General features: G+C 49.2%; 13 protein-coding genes. All 13 read left to right on the top strand.

What is annotated here, in order from left to right; translation table 11 throughout:
* The first annotated feature begins 420 nt into the window (after window positions 1–420).
* The 13 genes from RQP52_RS30710 to RQP52_RS30650 all read left to right on the top strand — a co-directional run bounded on the left by RQP52_RS30710 (window position 421) and on the right by RQP52_RS30650 (window position 18041).
* The gene (locus tag RQP52_RS30710) at window positions 421–1050 is read left to right on the top strand and encodes a LysE family translocator (RefSeq protein ID WP_315955362.1); all 630 of its coding nucleotides are present in this window, start codon (window positions 421–423) and stop codon (window positions 1048–1050) included.
* A 78-nt stretch (window positions 1051–1128) separates the two neighbouring features.
* Window positions 1129–2388 (top strand): FAD-binding protein, encoded by a 1260-nt coding sequence (locus RQP52_RS30705; protein WP_315955361.1) that lies wholly within the window; start codon window positions 1129–1131, stop codon window positions 2386–2388.
* A 75-nt stretch (window positions 2389–2463) separates the two neighbouring features.
* Window positions 2464–3225: an IclR family transcriptional regulator gene (locus RQP52_RS30700; protein ID WP_315955360.1), complete on the top strand. Its 762-nt coding sequence runs from the start codon at window positions 2464–2466 to the stop codon at window positions 3223–3225.
* 88 nt (window positions 3226–3313) lie between these two features.
* Window positions 3314–4195 (top strand): fumarylacetoacetate hydrolase family protein, encoded by an 882-nt coding sequence (locus RQP52_RS30695; protein WP_315955359.1) that lies wholly within the window; start codon window positions 3314–3316, stop codon window positions 4193–4195.
* A gap of 41 nt (window positions 4196–4236) precedes the next feature.
* On the top strand, window positions 4237–5706 hold the full coding sequence (gene gucD, locus RQP52_RS30690; RefSeq protein WP_315955358.1) for an alpha-ketoglutaric semialdehyde dehydrogenase GucD: 1470 nt from the start codon (window positions 4237–4239) through the stop codon (window positions 5704–5706).
* Between the two features lie 27 nt (window positions 5707–5733).
* Window positions 5734–7722: a YjhG/YagF family D-xylonate dehydratase gene (locus tag RQP52_RS30685; protein ID WP_315955357.1), complete on the top strand. Its 1989-nt coding sequence runs from the start codon at window positions 5734–5736 to the stop codon at window positions 7720–7722.
* 294 nt (window positions 7723–8016) lie between these two features.
* Window positions 8017–8991: an ABC transporter permease gene (locus tag RQP52_RS30680; RefSeq protein WP_315955356.1), complete on the top strand. Its 975-nt coding sequence runs from the start codon at window positions 8017–8019 to the stop codon at window positions 8989–8991.
* Window positions 8992–9010: 19 nt separating this feature from the next.
* The gene (locus RQP52_RS30675; protein WP_315955355.1) at window positions 9011–9895 is read left to right on the top strand and encodes a carbohydrate ABC transporter permease; all 885 of its coding nucleotides are present in this window, start codon (window positions 9011–9013) and stop codon (window positions 9893–9895) included.
* A gap of 97 nt (window positions 9896–9992) precedes the next feature.
* Window positions 9993–11576, top strand: a complete 1584-nt coding sequence (locus RQP52_RS30670) for an extracellular solute-binding protein (protein ID WP_315955354.1) — start codon at window positions 9993–9995, stop codon at window positions 11574–11576.
* Between the two features lie 83 nt (window positions 11577–11659).
* Window positions 11660–11791, top strand: a complete 132-nt coding sequence (locus tag RQP52_RS30665; protein WP_315955353.1) for a hypothetical protein — start codon at window positions 11660–11662, stop codon at window positions 11789–11791.
* Between the two features lie 248 nt (window positions 11792–12039).
* Window positions 12040–14382 carry a helix-turn-helix domain-containing protein gene (locus tag RQP52_RS30660; protein ID WP_315955352.1) on the top strand — a complete coding sequence of 781 codons (2343 nt, stop codon included), beginning with the start codon at window positions 12040–12042 and terminating at the stop codon, window positions 14380–14382.
* A 180-nt stretch (window positions 14383–14562) separates the two neighbouring features.
* Window positions 14563–15831, top strand: a complete 1269-nt coding sequence (locus tag RQP52_RS30655; RefSeq protein ID WP_315955351.1) for an FG-GAP-like repeat-containing protein — start codon at window positions 14563–14565, stop codon at window positions 15829–15831.
* A gap of 11 nt (window positions 15832–15842) precedes the next feature.
* On the top strand, window positions 15843–18041 hold the full coding sequence (locus RQP52_RS30650) for a glycoside hydrolase family 88/105 protein (RefSeq protein ID WP_315955350.1): 2199 nt from the start codon (window positions 15843–15845) through the stop codon (window positions 18039–18041).
* Window positions 18042–18113: the final 72 nt, after the last annotated feature.

Below are 18113 nucleotides of genomic sequence, written 5' to 3'. Positions count from 1 at the left end.
CTAAGTTGGAAGGGCAGCCAACTTAAATCTGTTGAGGTTGCACCTCTCCACCAAGCTCCTCAGTAACGCTGAATTTTCAACGGCGTTACGCGTGAACCCCAATGAAAATTCGCTGATACCGAGCTCTTGAACAAGCTAAACCCATCACCACCGATTCTATCCCACGGTGGGAGGGAACTACAGGGCGCTATTTCTTCGAATAGCGCCCTTTTCCAGGTCGTAGGGGAACTAGGGGCCGCTATTTCTTCGAAATTGGCTGTCGTACAGCCAAATTCAGAGGAATAAGGGCCTGTAGTTCCCCTCGGGCTGCCCGATCTCCGCTATCCGCCGAAATAGCGGACTGTCGTTCCTCTAAGTTGGCTAGACAGCTATAATTGTGATACTATATTCTGAATTTATCTATCCATAGGAGGGATGCGCTTGATTAGTCTTACTACATTAGTTGCGTTTGGAATTGTATCGCTAGGGATGGTATGCTCCCCCGGACCCAATATGATTTACTTGATCTCGCGTTCGATATCGCAAGGTCGCAAAGCCGGCATTATCTCATTAATGGGCGTTGTGCTCGGATTCCTCGTTTATCTGATTGCCTCTATGGTGGGATTGATCGCTATATTCAATACGGTGCCGATCATTTACACGGCCATGAAGTGGGCGGGAGCGGCTTACTTGCTTTGGCTGGCATGGAAAGCAATTAAACCCGGCTCCGCCTCATTGCTTGAACCCATAGCGCTCCCGATTGAGAAACCAAGCAAATTGTTCCTGATGGGTTTCATCACCAATTTGCTTAACCCCAAAATCGCCGTGTTGTACATCTCGCTTCTACCACAATTTCAAGATCCGAATCAAGGCTCCTTGCTGGCACAAAGCGCGACGCTAGGAGTGACGCAAATCGTAATCAGCTTTGCAGTGAATTTGTTAATTGTGCTTACAGCAAGCAAAATCGCCAGCTGGTTCGGTAAGCGCCCGACATGGCTTAAAGCACAGCGATGGATTATGTCCGGAGTGCTGGCGGGGCTTGCCGTTAAGCTGGCGATCCAGCGCCGGTAATCTCCCTCCCAAGCAAGGATTTATGATTCCTGTAGCGAATGTTTAATGCGAACGTTTAATTCGAAGGAGCGTGAACCTATGAAAAACAATATGAATTGGGCTGGAAACTACCGATATAGCGCGACAAAACTACATACTCCTGTAAAAGTAGAAGACGTCCAAGAATTAGTGGCCAGAAGTAAACAAATCAAGGTGCTTGGCACACGGCATTCGTTTAATAGCATTGCCGATTGCACTGATAGCTTGCTTTCGCTTCAAAACCTGAATCGCGTAGTGACGTTAGATACTGTCCACAATAAGGTAACGATTGAAGCGGGCGTCCGGTATGGTGAGTTAGGTGAGTACCTACATAAACATGGTTACGCGATTCACAATTTAGCGTCCCTGCCGCACATCACCGTTGCGGGTGCCTGTGCAACCGCATCGCACGGTTCTGGCGATAGGAACGGCAATCTTGCTAGTATTGTTGACTCGATTGAGGTGGTTCAGGCGAACGGAGAACTGGCCGTATTCTCTCGCGAACAACAAAATATCGAAGGTGCTGTTGTTGGACTAGGAGGGCTGGGCGTCGTCACGCAAATGACGCTGGATGTGATTCCAGCTTTTGAAATTAGCCAGCATGTCTATGACAATCTTCCATTCGAGCAACTAGAAGCGCACTTTGATGATATTTTTTCCCATGCCTATAGTGTAAGTCTATTTACCGATTGGAAGAGTACGAATATTAATCAAGTTTGGCTAAAGAAGAAAGTGACCGATTCTGCTTCAACTCAGGTAGAGGCTGAATTCTATGGCGCAACATTGGCAGATTCGCCACGGCATCCGGTACCAGGACATACGGGGGAGAATTGCAGTGAGCAAATGGGGATTCCGGGACCATCGCACGAAAGATTGCCTCACTTCCGCATGGATTTCACTCCGAGCGCCGGAGAAGAGCTGCAAAGTGAATATTTCGTGCCACGTGAAGCCGCTTACGAGGCCTTGTGCGCGATTAATGCAATACGGGAGCAAATTGCGCCACTTTTGTATATTTCTGAAGTTCGTTCAGTCGCAAAAGATCTTTTTTGGATGAGTCCTAATTATAAACAGGATTCGGTTGGTATTCATTTCACTTGGAAGCCGAATTGGGAAGCCGTGAAGCAAGTCCTGCCGGTTATTGAAAAGCAGCTTGCGCCTTTTCAGGCTCGTCCGCATTGGGCGAAATTGTTCACGATGCAACCTGCGGTGTTGAAATCCTTGTATGAGAAACTGCCGGATTTTCAAGAGCTGCTCCTACGTTATGATCCGCAAGGGAAGTTTAGAAATGACTTTTTAAACACGTATGTATTAGGCGAATAAAATCTTCGATAAGAAGTTCATCTTGCTTGAATGGGCGATTAGGATTATTATGGATGTGTAGATAGAGGTGAGACCATGCCTATAATTCAAGCGCTGGACAGAGCATTGAAGATTTTGGATTTATTCGACGAGTATACGACAGAGTTAAAAATTACAGAAATCAGCGCAAGAATGGAGCTTCACAAGAGCACGGTTCACTCCTTGTTGAAAACGCTTCAGATGCACGGTTACATCAATCAGGATGTGGAAACCGGGAAGTATAAGCTGGGACTTAAGCTTTTGGAAAAAGGACAACTGATGCTGCAAAGCTTGGACATCCGTACTGCAGCCCGTAAGCACTTGGTTGCTTTGTCGGAACAGACCGGGCAAACAACTCATCTTGTTATTCTTGATGGGAAAGAAGGCGTGTATTTGGATAAAGTTGAAGGGGAAAAAGCTGCGATTCGTTATTCCCGAATTGGGCGCAGAATCTCACTTCACAGCAGTGCGGTAGGCAAGGTCCTGACAGCTTTTAGAACGAAGGATGAGATCGATGCGCTCCTGCGAAATTACCAATTCTCCAAGATTACAGACGAGACGATTATAGGGAAAGACGCTTTCGTTAACGAGCTGAATGAGGTAAGAAATCAGGGCTATTCCATTGACAACCAGGAGAACGAACCTGGCGTCCGGTGTGCAGCGGCACCTATTTTCGAGCATAATGGCTCGATTGTAGCAGCAATCAGCATTTCAACTTTAGTTTCAGCGGTGGATGATTCATTGTTTAAGGCTTATATTGCTCTTCTTAAAAAGGAGGCAGAAGCCATTTCGCTAACCCTGGGATTTCGGCACGTTTGATCAAGCATGTCGAGTCCAGGCATTTTTTTCGTCAGTATTATAGAACATAGTTTTATAATATAAAACAAATTAGAGGAGTGAGCTACACATGAGAATTATTCGTTATGTAAAAGAAGGATCTACACAGCTAGCTGCCGTCAATGATCAAAATCAAATCTATCAACTTCCGCAAAGCGATTTTTTGGCACTGATTCATGAAGCTGACGCTTTGGGAACAACACCTCTGGCACTGGTTCTTAAAACGATTGAAAGCAATGAAGCGTTAGATCAACAAGTTGAGCAGCTAGAGCTTCTCGTTCCCATTGAAGCGCCGGAAGTGTGGGCTGCCGGGGTTACCTATGAGCGCAGCCGTGATGCGCGCAATTATGAAGCAACGGAAGGCAGACTGGATGCTTCAACTTTTTACGATAAAGTGTATGATGCTGTGCGTCCGGAAATCTTTTTTAAGTCAACCGCAGCGCGTACTGTAGGTCCTGGCGGCGAAGTGCAGCTTCGCAGCGATTCCGTGTGGCAGGTGCCAGAACCGGAGTTAGGGCTTGTTCTTAACGCGAAGGGGAACATCGTCGGGTACACCATTGGCAACGATATGAGCTGCCGGGATATCGAAGGCGAGAATCCGCTTTATTTGCCGCAAGCCAAAGTATGGAAGCGTTCCTGCTCGTTAGGACCTGCGATTCGCTTAGCTGAAACCGTAGAAAACCCGTACAACTTGCAGATTACAAGCCTAATTTATCGGGATGGGGAAAAAGCAGTCGAGGGAACGGCGAATACCGGTCAACTCAAACGCAAACTTGAGGAACTGACGGAATATTTGATACGGGATAATGAACTGTTTGAAGGTACCGTATTGCTGACGGGAACGTGTATTGTCCCTCCTAACGAATTTACGCTCGCTCATGGTGACAGAATCGAGATTGAGATCTCAGGTATCGGGACACTTGTTAATCATGTCGTAAGTGCTGGCCGTTAATTTTACCTTATAAAAAAACATATCTTGTAGGAGGATTAATCATGACAACCAAATTCGTCGGCGGACAAACGTATTTGAATTACATCAACGGGGAATGGCAGGCAGCTGGTACTGGGCAAACCGTTCCGAGCATCAATCCGGCTAAAAAAAGCGAAGTCGTGGGCTACGTGCAATCGTCGTCATTGGAGGATTTAAACCAAGCGGTGGCGTCCGCCAAATCGGCGCAGCAAGGCTGGAGAAAGCTGTCAGGAGCAGCAAGAGGCGACTATCTGTTTAAAGCAGCCAATGTGCTTGAGAGCCGCATCAATGAAATTGCGGAAAGCATGACGCGTGAAATGGGCAAAACGCTGCCCGAAGCCAAGGGGGAAACGGCAAGAGGCGTAGCCATCCTGCGCTATTATGCCGGTGAAGGCATGCGGAAAATCGGCGACGTAATTCCCTCGTCAGATAGCGAGGCGCTGATGTTTACGACTCGTGCTCCGCTTGGTGTTGTCGGCGTTATTTCGCCTTGGAATTTTCCCGTGGCTATCCCGATCTGGAAAATGGCGCCAGCCTTAATCTACGGCAATGCCGTTGTGCTGAAGCCTGCTCAGGAGACGGCCGTGACGGCTGCCAAAATCGTGGAATGCTTCGCAGAAGCGGGACTTCCAGCGGGTGTGTTAAATCTGGTAACCGGCAGCGGAGCCATTATTGGGCAAGGCCTTGCGGAACATCCGGATGTGAACGGAATTACGTTTACGGGTTCCAATCAAGTTGGCAAACGAGTGGGTCAAGCGGCACTTGCCAGAGGAGCGAAATATCAGCTCGAGATGGGCGGGAAAAATCCGATCCTTATCGCTGCAGATGCTGATCTCGATTTAGCGGTTGACGCGACGATCAGCGGAGGCATCCGTTCGACAGGTCAGAAATGTACGGCGACAAGCCGTGTCATTGTGATGAGCGAGGTCTATGAATCTTTTAAAGAGAAGCTGCTGAGCAAATTAAAAGGATTAACCGTAGGTCACGGTCTGGATGCTGGAACATGGCTAGGACCTTGCGCAAACGAAAATCAGCTGAAAACGGTGCAATCCTACATTCAAAAAGGGATTGAAGAAGGCGCTGAGCTGTTGTTCGGCGGTTCATCCCCGGATCATCCGGATCTCGCCGAAGGCTTCTATATACAGCCAACTGTTTTCGATAAAGTAACGCCAGAAATGGCGATTGCCCGGGAAGAAATCTTCGGACCGGTTCTTGCGCTTATCCAGGTCGAGTCCATGGAACAAGCCATTCAGGTGGCCAATGATTCGGATTTTGGCTTGAGCGCTTCCATTTATACGCAAAACATCGGCAATATTCTTTCGTTTATACAAGATATGGATGCCGGTTTGGTAAGAATTAACTCCGAAACAGCCGGCGTAGAGCTGCAGGCACCGTTCGGCGGTATGAAGCAGTCCAGCTCTCATTCACGTGAGCAAGGGCAGGCGGCTATTGAATTTTTCACCTCGATAAAAACCGTATTTCTCAAAGCGTAGAAGCCTGATTCGGAAGGGTGAAGGTTGATGACTGAGCAGTTAGACTCGATTATGGCCAAAGAAAATAACGATTTATATACCATCCATACGCATGCACAAGGCCCAAAAGGTTCATTGCCATTAACGAAAGAGATGTTATTGCATGCTCCTAGCGGAGAGTTATTCGGTCTGACCCAAAATGTGGGGATGGGGTGGAAACCGTCTCGCCTGAAGGGAAAGCAGTACCTTTTGCTGAGCACGCAAGGCGGTATTCGTAAGGAGGACGGCAGTCCGGTTGCACTTGGCTATCATACCGGCCACTGGGAAGTTGGCCTTTTGACGCAGGCGGCTGCCGAAGTGATTACAGAAAGCGGTGGGGTTCCTTTCGCCGGTTATGTGAGCGATCCTTGCGACGGCAGGTCCCAGGGAACGGAAGGGATGTTTGATTCTCTTCCTTACCGGAATGATGCAGCAATCGTTTTCCGGCGTCTTATCCGCTCGTTGCCGACACGCAAAGGCGTCCTCGGTGTGGCAACCTGCGATAAAGGACTGCCGGCGATGATGATTGCGCTAGCCGGGATGCATGAGCTTCCATGCGTAATCGTGCCTGGGGGCGTAACGTTACCTCCAACGGAGGGGGAGGATGCCGGGAAAATCCAAACCATTGGCGCAAGGTACGCGAATGGGGAAATCAGCCTGGAAGACGCTGCGGACCTCGGCTGCCGGGCATGCGCCACACCGGGCGGGGGCTGCCAATTTCTTGGAACGGCCGCTACTTCGCAGGTCATTGCAGAGGCAATGGGCATGACGGTGCCGCATGCTGCGCTTGCTCCATCCGGACAGCCTGTATGGGAAGAGATGGCTAGACAGTCGGCACGCGCTATGATGACGCTGGAGGAGAAAGGCATTCGGATGAAGGATATTTTGACGGAAGCGTCCATCCACAATGCCATGGTCGTTCATGCGGCTTTCGGAGGATCGACAAACTTGCTGCTGCATATTCCAGCTGTCGCCCATGCGGCAGGACTGCCGGTTCCGACGGTTCAGGATTGGATACGTGTGAATAAGCAAGTGCCAAGACTAGTCAGCGTTTTGCCGAACGGTCCGGAATATCATCCGACTGTGAGAGTGTTTCTGGCTGGCGGGGTGCCCGAAGTGATGCTGCATCTTCGCCGACTTGGGGTACTGAAAGAAGATGCATTGACCGTAACGGGGGAAACGCTGGGGACTGTCCTGGATTGGTGGGAGTCGAGCGAACGTCGCCGCAAAATGCGGAGCCTTCTCATGGAAATGGACGGCATTGATCCCGATCAGGTCATCATGAGTCCGGAACGTGCCAAAGAAAGAGGATTAACCTCAACGGTCACGTTCCCTATGGGCAACTTGGCGCCGGAAGGATCAGTCATTAAATCAACAGCGATTGACCCGACAACCGTTGGGGAAGATGGTGTTTATCGGCATCGGGGCAAAGCGAAAGTATTTACCTCGGAGAAAGCAGCTATCCTGGCCATCAAAAATGGCGGAATTCAAGCCGGCGATATTATGGCGTTAATCGGACGAGGACCATCGGGTACGGGGATGGAGGAGACTTATCAATTAACCTCGGCGCTAAAACATCTGCCGTTTGGCAAATACGTGTCGCTAATTACCGATGCGCGTTTTTCGGGCGTGTCCACGGGTGCTTGCATCGGCCATGTGGGACCTGAGGCGCTGGCCGGCGGCCCGATTGGGAAGCTGCGGGATGGAGATACCATCGATATCGTAGTGGATCGCAACAGCTTGGAAGGCACGATTCATTTTCTAGGTGCCGGTGACGAAGTGCTTACCCCTGATGAAGGAGCGCTTGTGCTTGCAGCCCGCGAGCCTCATCCCGAGCTCGCCGCCGATCCCAAACTTCCTGCTGATACGCGATTATGGGCAGCTTTGCAGGCTGTAAGCGGTGGGACATGGGCAGGAAGCGTTTATGACGTTGAGCGGATTATCACTGTTTTGGAAGCAGGCAAAAAAGCTTTGGCTGAGGCCGAGCGGAATGTGTAGGCAATTCTGTGTGTTAAAACAGTTCTGTTGAAGATTTCAACAGGACTGTTTTTTTCGTTTTGGTTGACCCCCGTCAAAACTCCTTTGGCGCACTCAATCGGACATTATTGAGCCGTTTGCACCAGGAAGTAAAAGGGATTTCCACTGTTTTACCGGATTTGCATTTTCTTGATTTTGATTATTATCGCACCTTGGAAGGGCTTACAAAAATGTCCGATAGGCGGAAAACGGTTAAAGCTGCATACTGAATCTACACCGCTCGCGAGGCGATCAACTTTCTTGGAGGTGAAGAGGATGAAACGGGTGACTGCACCTAATTCAATAGAAATTGCGAAACCGGGTACCCGTGAGCATGCGAAACGCCGTGCAAGCATAACGGGACGATTGCTGAAAGACAAATGGTTGTACGTGCTATTAGCTCCGGGATTGCTATATTTTATCATTTTCAAATATGTTCCGATGTGGGGCGTGCTGCTTGCTTTTAAGAACTATCAGCCATTTCTAGGCTTTTGGAAAAGCGATTGGGTTGGCTTAGATCATTTCCGCGTGTTTTTCACAAATCCTGAATTTTTCATGCTGCTTCGCAACACGCTTTTGCTTTCATTTTATAATCTGCTGTTTTTCTTTCCGGCACCGATTGTTCTGGCGCTTCTGTTAAATGAAGTTCGCCTGGCATTTTTCAAAAGAACGATTCAAACGCTGATTTATGTACCTCATTTTATTTCATTAGTTATCGTGGCCAGCTTGACGTATGTGTTTCTGACAACACAAGGCGGGATTGTGAATGAGATGCTGGAGCAGTACACCGGCGCCAAAATCGATTTTCTGGCTAGTCCGCAGTGGTTCCGTCCGATGATTATCATTCAAACCATTTGGAAGGAATGCGGATTTGGCACCATCATCTTCCTTGCAGCTTTGGCCGGCGTGGATGTTGAGCAATATGAAGCTGCCATTATGGATGGGGCTAATCGCTTCAGACAGGTGTGGCATATTACACTGCCTTCGATTCGAAGTACCATCATCATTCTCCTCATTCTGCGGATGGGGGATGTCTTGGACAACGGTTTCGAGCAAATTTTCTTGATGCTGAACCCTTTGAACAGGGAATCCGCGGAAGTTTTCGATACTTACGTATATATGATGGGGATTACACAAGGCGCTTTCAGTTACAGTACAGCGGTTGGGTTGTTCAAAGCCATCGTCGGCGTCACGCTTGTTCTTGGCGCGAATTGGCTGGCGAAGCGTTTCGGCCAATCTGGCATTTACTAGGTGAAGGAGGAGAGGCACATTGAATAAAAAATACAGAAGCTTATCAGGGACGCTGTTCGACGTAAGCAATTATATCCTGCTCAGTATTATCGGAATCGTGGCCGTTCTGCCCTTCATCTATGTGGTGGCCGGTTCCTTCGCTTCGGATACGGAGCTGACGCAAAGAGCGGTTTTCCTGATTCCCAAAACGTTCACCTTATCGGCTTACGCATTTATTTTTTCAACGGATACGATTTTGAAAAGCATTTGGGTTTCGCTTTACGTAACCATTCTGGGTACGCTGGTCAATCTGTTTTTTACCGTAACAATGGCGTATGCCCTATCCAAAAAAGGGCTTATGGGACGAAATACCGTATTAAACATGATCGTTTTCTCTATGCTCTTTGGTGGCGGTTTGATTCCGACTTATATCGTTATTCGCGAGCTTCATATGCTAGATACTTATTGGGCTCTAATGATTCCTGGAGCTATTAGCGCCTTCAACCTGATTATCGTCAAAAACTTTTTCCAAGAGCTCCCGCAAGAACTGGAGGAAGCGGCCAAAATTGATGGCTGCACCGAACTGGGGCTTCTCTGGCGCATTGTGCTTCCTTTATCCATGCCGGTTCTGGCTACATTCACTTTGTTTTATGCGGTTGGCCACTGGAACAACTTTTTCTCCGCCTTGTTGTATCTCAATGATCCTGCCAAATGGCCGCTTCAGGTCATGCTGAGACAGATTGTCTTACTCTCGCAAATGGCGGCAGGCGATATGAGCACAGTCGATCCGCAGTTTGTGAAACAGCAGGAGCAGTCCATCAAAATGGCGGTTATCGTCGTCGGCACCATCCCTATTTTGCTCGTCTATCCGTTCCTGCAAAAGCATTTTGCCAAGGGGGTCCTGATTGGATCGGTCAAAGGGTAAACGGATTACGATAGTTCATCTTTACAGTTTCTTGGCAATTCAGCCTAGGCCATGCCAGGTGTCACGAGACTGCCCATTTTAAAGGAGGAGCGATCATATGAAAAAGAGTTCAAAAAAATGGATTTCCGTCGCAGCCGTCAGTACAGTAGCTATGACAACAATAGTTGGCTGCAGCAGCGGAGGTAAGGAAGCCGCAACCACTCCTTCATCCTCAGGATCTTCTGCACCGGCTGCAGCTACGCCTGCCCAGCAGCAAACTCCGCTGGATCTCAACATCATGCTTCCGATCTTCAAAACGAACTTTCCGAAGGACGACGGTCCGGTTGTGACGGAAATCGAGAAAAAAACAAATACGAATATCCATTTGGAATGGGTACCTAACGCATCCTATACAGATAAATTCAACATCACACTCGCTTCCGGTAAGCTTCCTAGCATCATCTACGTACCCGACGTGAAAAATCCGAGCTTTGTGAATGCAGCGAAGTCCGGCGCCTTCTGGGAAGTAGGCAAGTATTTGAAGGATTTCCCGTCCCTGAGCCAGGCGAATTCAATCATCATGAACAACTCTTCGATTGATGGTAAAAATTACGGTGTTTACCGTGGACGTGCACTTGGCCGAAACGGTATTAATTACCGGAAAGACTGGTTGGAAGCGGTCGGTATGCAGCCGCCAAAAACGATTGATGATTTCTACAATATGTTGAAAGCGTTTAAGGAGAAAGATCCGGACAAAAACGGTAAAAATGACACTTACGGCATGGTCATGGTGAAATGGACCGGCCAATGGGCCAGCAGCTTCGACATTATGAAGCTATGGTTTGGCGCTCCGAACAAATGGGGGGTCGTTAATGGCAAGTTGGTGCCAGAGCATCAAACTCCGGAGTATTTGGAAGCATTGAAATTTATGAAAAAGCTGTATGATGAAAAGCTGGTCAACCAGGACTTTGCTGTATTTGATTCGGCAAAATGGAATGACCCTGTCGTCAATAACCAAGCCGGTGTGATCATTGACGTTACGGATAATGCGGCTCGTTTGGACGATAAAATTCACCAAACGCTTACGAAAGATGGCAAAGATAAGCCGGACATTCATTACATTGATAACATGATTGGCGTTACTGGCAAAGATGGCCTTAAGGCGCTGCCAACCTCCGGTTTCGCAGGATTGCTTGCCATTCCGAAGTCGTCTGTGAAAACGGAAGACGATATGAAACGCGTGTTGAAGTTCCTGGATCAAATGAACTCGCCGGAGCTTACCACGATGGCTGGCTATGGCTTGGAAGGCAAGCACTACACCAAAGAGGGCGACGCTGTAGTGCCTAGCAAGGATTCCGCGCTTCTGGAGTCCGAAGTGGAAGGCTTGAACCAAATGCTGCCGTTCATTCCAGAGGATCGTGGCTTGAAAGTGAAACAAACACCGCTTCGTCTGCAAACGGCAAAAATTCAAAAAGAAGCGGAGCAATTCATCGTAGCTAACCCTGCTGAGCCGTTTATCTCCCAAGTCTACTCGCAGAAAGGTCAGCAGCTCGACAATATTATCAATGATGCGCGCATTAAATTCATTGTTGGTCAAACCGACGAAGCCGGTTTGAAAAATGCATTCGAGACTTGGAAAAAATCAGGTGGAGACGATTTGGTGAAGGAAATGAATGACCTTTATTCGGCTGTGAAGAAGTAAAGGTAAATCAGCTTAGGACGATTGCAAAATAGTGCTCAGGCACTCAGGATCCGCTATTGAATTAGCGGAACTTGGGTGCCTTTTTGCTAGATGGCTCACATTACGGCAGGTTAGGGGAACAGCAGGGCGCTATTTTGCCCAAAGCAGCGATTTACCGTAGTAGAGGGAACCAGGGGCGCTATTTCGGCATTGGAGGCGGTTATTTGGCCAATTGAGGAGAAATAAGCCCCTGTAGTTCCCCTCGGCCCTCGAAAGTTAATCTTTTCACCAAAATAGGGGAATAGAGTTCCCTTACTTGTAGCGGTTGGAATATAGGTGCTAAGCGCCCCTTTAAAATGTAAAAAGTCGGAAAAGTAGGGAAAATACACTGAAAATTAACTTCTCCTCGCCAACTTTTCGTAATATGCTCAAGGTTATAGTGTCCTTCGCTTGAAGCTAAACTTAAGAATGGGTTGGTGAAAACATGCTCTTAAGCACCGTTAAAGCAAGATTCGGCAACATGCAGGGCCGGACGGACGGCGGCAAAGGCCGCTTTTTTAGAAAAAGCCTGATCATGATTTTTATCGTCTCCGGCATCCCGGGACTCATTATGGGTGCGCTGGTGTACGGGATAGCCGGCGGGCGAGTAGAGAGCGAGCTGCTGCAGCTGCATTACGGGCAAATCGAACAGCGATCCCAGAACATTGACGATCAATTGAGCAATCTTGAGCTGCTCCTCTCCCATTGGGCATTTGACAATAAATTCGATTACAGCTTGAACGGCTTTGATTTTGTGAGAAACTTCGAAAGAACGCAGGATATTACGAGAACGCTCATCGCGATGCAGGGCTCCAATGCGCTGGTTAAAAAGGCGGAACTGTATGTCGGCGGTTCGAGCTCCGTGCTTTTCAACCCTGAATATACCGTGCTTGATAACAAGACGACATCCGGCATGTACGATAAGCTGATTCACGGCAAAAATGTGACCTATTGGACGCAGTGGTCCTTTGATACGACTCATCCGGATACGAAGGATCTAACGCTCATTCACCATATTCCCGGGGGGAGCTTACATCCTTTTGGCGTGTTAGTGTTTCGATTTGATAACGAGAAAATCGCGAACTTGTTAAAAACAATGACGCCGTACGATGAAGGTGAAACCTTCGTTTTGCAAAATTCAGGTGAGCTTTATGTCTCATCTACCGGAAGCGCTTCCAATTCACCGTTTGTCACGACTTTGCGGGAAAAAATCGCATCCTTAGGCGCACCGAAAGGCTCTTTCTTTTTAGATTACAAAGGGAAGACCTATACGGTTTCCTATGGCAGCTTATCCCGGATTGCCGACGATTGGACTTACGTATCCGCCTCTCCGATAACTAACATTATTTCACCGGTAGTGTTTATTTCCAAGCTGATCATCACCGTAAGTTTAATCGCTTTGCTGCTCGCGGCACTGCTTTCATGGCTGGCTTCGCGGAGCATTTATTTGCCGGTCAAACGTCTCGTCACACTGCTGGGCAGTCATGCGAATTGGGCCGGTCGGGAAGACGAATTCACCGTGATCGAAAAGCAGTGGCGAGACTTGCATACGGAAAGTCTTGAGCTGAATACCAAGCTTAAGGAGCAGCTGCCGCATGTGAAAGACAGCTTTTTACACCAGCTGCTGCAGGGCTATCTGAATGAATACTCCGAGGAAGACTTGCTTCGCCGCATGGAGCGGTTTAAGTGGGATGTGAGGCATCGTCATTTTACTGTGCTGTATGTCCAGTTAGTCGGCATGACGAATCTGGATGGGACGTTCCGCCATGGCGATGAGGGGCTTGTGACGTTTGCGGCTGTCAATATGATCAAGGAGCTGGCCGCGCAACATTTTGAACAAAGCGATACGATCAATTTCCATGACCTTACGGCGGGAGTGCTGCTTATTACACCGGAACATCAGTCCGTCGCGAATGCCTTTGAGACATTCAGTGAAGAGTTGACACAGTATATTAATCGCATTCTGAAAATGCATGTCACCATCGCGATCAGTCGTCCGGTGTCACATATTTCGGATGTGCCGCTTGCTTTTGACAGAACGAAACAAGCGGTCAGCTATCGTAATTTTGAAAATGTGAATCAAATTATCGACTTGGAGAGGAATCATCTCGATGGAGATGAGGTATCGGAGCCTCAATACCCGTTTGCGCTGGAGCGGGAGCTCATTCAGGCGCTTCGTACCGGGCGGGAAGAGGAGGCGCATGACATGCTGGCCTCGTTCCTTGATGCGCTATCCGGCAAAGGAGCAAAGGAAATCGACGTGCAGCAAGGCATGCTGCATCTGCTCGGCAGCGTACAACACGCAATTATGGTTTCCGGCATTAATCCGAACCGGCTGTTCAAAGGGGCGAATTTGTATGAGCAGCTGTCCCAAATCAGAGAGCCGCGGAGAATTCTGGCGTGGTTCCAGGACAAGGTTCTTGACCCGTTCCAGAAGGAGCTGACGGAACGCTCTGATGCCCAGGTCAAGCGCATGATCGAGCAAGTGATGATTTATTTGCAGCAAAATTACATGAATGACATCTCGCTCGACAATTGTGCGGATTATACCGGCGTCAATCCGTTTTTCCTCAGCAAAACGTTTAAACAGGTGACCGGGAAAAATTTTATCGATTATTTAACAGAACTGCGTATGGAGAAAGCCAAAGAACTGCTGCGCGAGTCGGAAATTAAGATCTGCGATGTGGCTGATCAGGTCGGGTATCAGCACAGTTATTTTAACCGTATTTTTAAAAAGCTGGAAGGCATGACGCCGACCCGTTATCGGGAGCTCAGCAGGAGTACATAACCTCTTGAACAAGAATGTTTCAATGGCACAAAAAAGTGCAAACTGTCTGGGCATCCCCGACAAGAATGTCTCATTGTAGGCAAGAATTCTCATTTTTATAATGAAGGAATAAGGGGGGCGGTCAAATGGCTCCTCTTATTACGGAATATGGGGATTTTTACGCTTACGGAGGGATATCGAATGCAACAAACATTGAAAGAACCGCATCTCATTGGAAAAATAGATATTCAAGCAGCGGGTCCCCGCTGTAAAATGCTGCTCGGCGATCTGAACGGGGACGGCAGGATGGAGGTCCTTATGGTGCATCCTGATAACCGTCAGGATGTGAGGTACATTCCCCATCAGGTGCAATGCCTGACCGCGTTCGATTTGGAGGGGAACTTGCTTTGGCAAACCGGCAAGCCGGATGCCGGTGCGGGAAGCCAAGGTTCGGATTATCCCGCACAAATTGCCGATATCGATGGGGACGGACGTTTAGAGGTTTTGTGTGTTATGGACGATCGATTCGTGATCTTGGACGGTCACAATGGGCAGGTAAAGGCAACGCATGAATTGCCGGGCGAGCATGCTCATGATTGCATTATCGTAGCCAATTTGACAGGTGGCGATTTTGCAGGAGATATCATCCTGAAAGACCGCTACCATACCCTGTGGGCGCTCGATCGCGAGTTTAATCTCTTGTGGAAACACGAAGGCAACCCGGGGCATTTCCCTTGGGTTTACGATTTCGACGACGACGGGCTTGATGAGGTTATGGCCGGTTATGACCTGCTTGACCACGATGGCCAGCTATTGTGGAGCTGCCGGGATTTGGACGATCACGCCGACTGTATTTGGGTTGGCGATGTGAACGGAGACGGAGAACCGGAGCTTGTAATCGGCGGCAGCGTCACGGTCATGTATGATCGCCATGGCCAAGAGCTGTGGCGTTACGAAGGCTCGATTGAGTCGCAGCATATTGCGCTCGGACGGTTCCGCAGCGATATGCCGGGACTGCAGATCGCAGGCCTCGATCGTCTCGTGCGCGAGGATGACGGCAAGGGCTTGAAAGGAAAAGATGCGCTATTTCTTTTGGATAGTGAGGGGCGAGAGATTTGGAAGGAAGATCGCCAAACAGACGGTTGGCTGACCATTATTGAACCTCTCCGCGGTTGGGAGAAGGGCGCAGCGGATTACATTTTGGCTTATCGACGCGGTGGAGGCGTTTTTCCAACCTTATATGACGGGGACATGAATGCGGTCGTTGCGTTTCCGCTCGAAGGTTATGCGGTACATGCCGATTTGTTCGGCAGTGGGAGCGAGCAGGTTATTATCTTTAATAATGAGACGATGGCTATTTATGCGAGTGAGCCTTATGATGTGACGCAAAAGCCTTCAGGTGTTCCGCTGCCGCAACCGAAACGGTTATCCAGCTCTACACTGTACCCTGGCGGCGAAATCCCGATCTAATGGAGGCAGATATGAAAATGAATCCCTATTTTCAACCAAACGAATCGATCGCTGGTAAAGCGAAGTCGGACGAACATATACTGGCCACTGTCGCTGGAAGATTCATCGGTGCTAACCCTAAGCATCCGCCGGTTTATCGGATATATTCGACCGAAGGCTTCCGACGTGGAGCGGATTACCGCTATGAGATGGATCTTGAACAGCGATGGCCAGAGCTGGAGCATGGGCAATTCGTCTATACATGGGGGAAGCTGTGGAGCGATGGGGAAATCGACCATTCGTTCAGTATCAGCTGCAATTGTCCTGTACGGATTATAGTGAACGGGATATTGCAATTTGCTTCGAACTTGAATGAGGATGTATTTCCAGATCGAAGCAGCTTTTTCCGTGCCAAACTTGGCCGGGGCTGGAATCATATCGTGCTGGAATTCGTGGCAACCGCAACCGGTTGTGGCGGTAAATTCGGAACAGGAAGTATCAAGGGTTTTCCTATGCACATTCTTGCTCCACTGGCGAACAGGGATGGTCAAGAAGGTTGGGTGTACAGCCGTCCTCAATCAGCGGCATGGGATGTCATGCCCGGTGCCGAGGAGGAGCAAGGCCAAGATGAGTGGTTTCCGCGAATGGCATGGACACCACAGGAACGGAGCAGCGGATGCTTCAGCCGCATTTACGGCGAAAAGCCAGGGCAGATCGCCTATGCATGGACGAAGTTGGAGAACAGAAGCCCGGGCGTGCAACAAGTCAGGTTTGCAGGTGAGTATCAAGGTCCTCTGACGGTTTATTTGAATGGTACTCCCGTATTTGAGAGAAATGAGCGCCCCAAGGCTGGCCCGTTCGAGATGAAACTATCGATCCCGTTTGGTGTCCATGATCTTGTTGCTTGCTCTGTTTGCGAGGGTCCGATTTGGGGCGTAAGCCTGGAACTTGTTAGCGTGAGCGCGGAAGAGTCCGCTCCTGTGAAGCGAATCCCGCCGTATCCGGTGGAAGGGCTGACGGATGGTTGGCTGTACGCAGGACCTTTTTCAGCTGGAAATGCTCCGGAGTGGGCTGCAATGACTCGCATGCATGCACCGATTGGTTCAGAAGGAGAGCGCACATTCTGGCGTGCCGACTTGCCTGGAGCTTGGGTACGGCCTTATCTGGAAAATGCCATTTACGGCAAATGGAACTATCCGCTTGGAGTGACGCTTTATGGCATTTTGCGAACAGGTCAGGAGTTAGGCGACCCGCATTACACGAACTATGCGGTCGATCATATAGAACAGTGCACCTCCATGTTCGCTTACAGCAGTTGGGATCAGGCGCAATACGGTTCGCCGGGCGTGAATCACCAACTGACGTTGATCGACAGCTTGGATGATTGCGGTTCCTTCGGCGCAGCGATGCTGGAGGCAAACAAACAGCGAGCGCTGGATGGCGCCGAGGCGGCAGCCGAACGCATTGCGTTTTACATCACGCGGGAACAAAGCCGGCTGGAGGACGGGACGTTGTATCGAACGCGGGGAACGACCGATTTCATGAAGGATACGGTTTGGTGTGATGATTTGTATATGAGCACGCCGTTTCTCTGCAAGTATTACGAGCTTACAGGTGATACAGTTTATCTGGATGATGCGGCGAAACAGTTTTTACGGTATAAAAAGCTGATGTTCATCCCTGAGCAAGGCATCATGCATCATGTGTTCGATTTTAAATTCGGCAAAGGAAATAGCGTGCCATGGGGACGGGGCAACGGCTGGGTGCTGTTTTCGTTAACGGAGCTGCTGGCCGTCATGCCTGGCGATCACCCGGAACGCCCGGAGTTAGTGGCCTTTTTCCGTGAGCTGTGCCAAGGTTACAGCCGCTTGCAGGGTCAGCTTGGCTTATGGCACCAAGTACTGACGGATCCTGAATCGTATGCGGAGGCTTCCTGCACTTCGATGTTCATCTACGCATTCGCCAGAGGGGTGCGTTTCGGCTGGTTGGAAGAGGCGGCTCCTTATGTGGAGGCTGTGCTGCGAGGTTGGGAAGGCTTGACGCGTTATGCCATCGACAAAAACGGAAATGTTTACGGCGTATGCCGAGGTTCGGGGTATTCGTTTAATAAGCTGTACTATAAAGACCAGCTGTCGTGGCAGTTGAACGATACGCATGGCATCGGCATTGTGCTTTTGGCGGGGATAGAAACGATCAAGCTGCGAAAGCATCTATCGGCTTGCAGCCACTAAAATAACCGGCATGACCCTTTGGGTTGTGCCGGTTTATTGTTTTTTTATTGAATTATTCCGAGTTAAATAGTA

It is taken from the genome of Paenibacillus violae (assembly GCF_032461945.1).
GTDB lineage: Bacteria > Bacillota > Bacilli > Paenibacillales > NBRC-103111 > Paenibacillus_E > Paenibacillus_E violae.
This window is presented reverse-complemented; position numbering and strand designations above follow the sequence as displayed.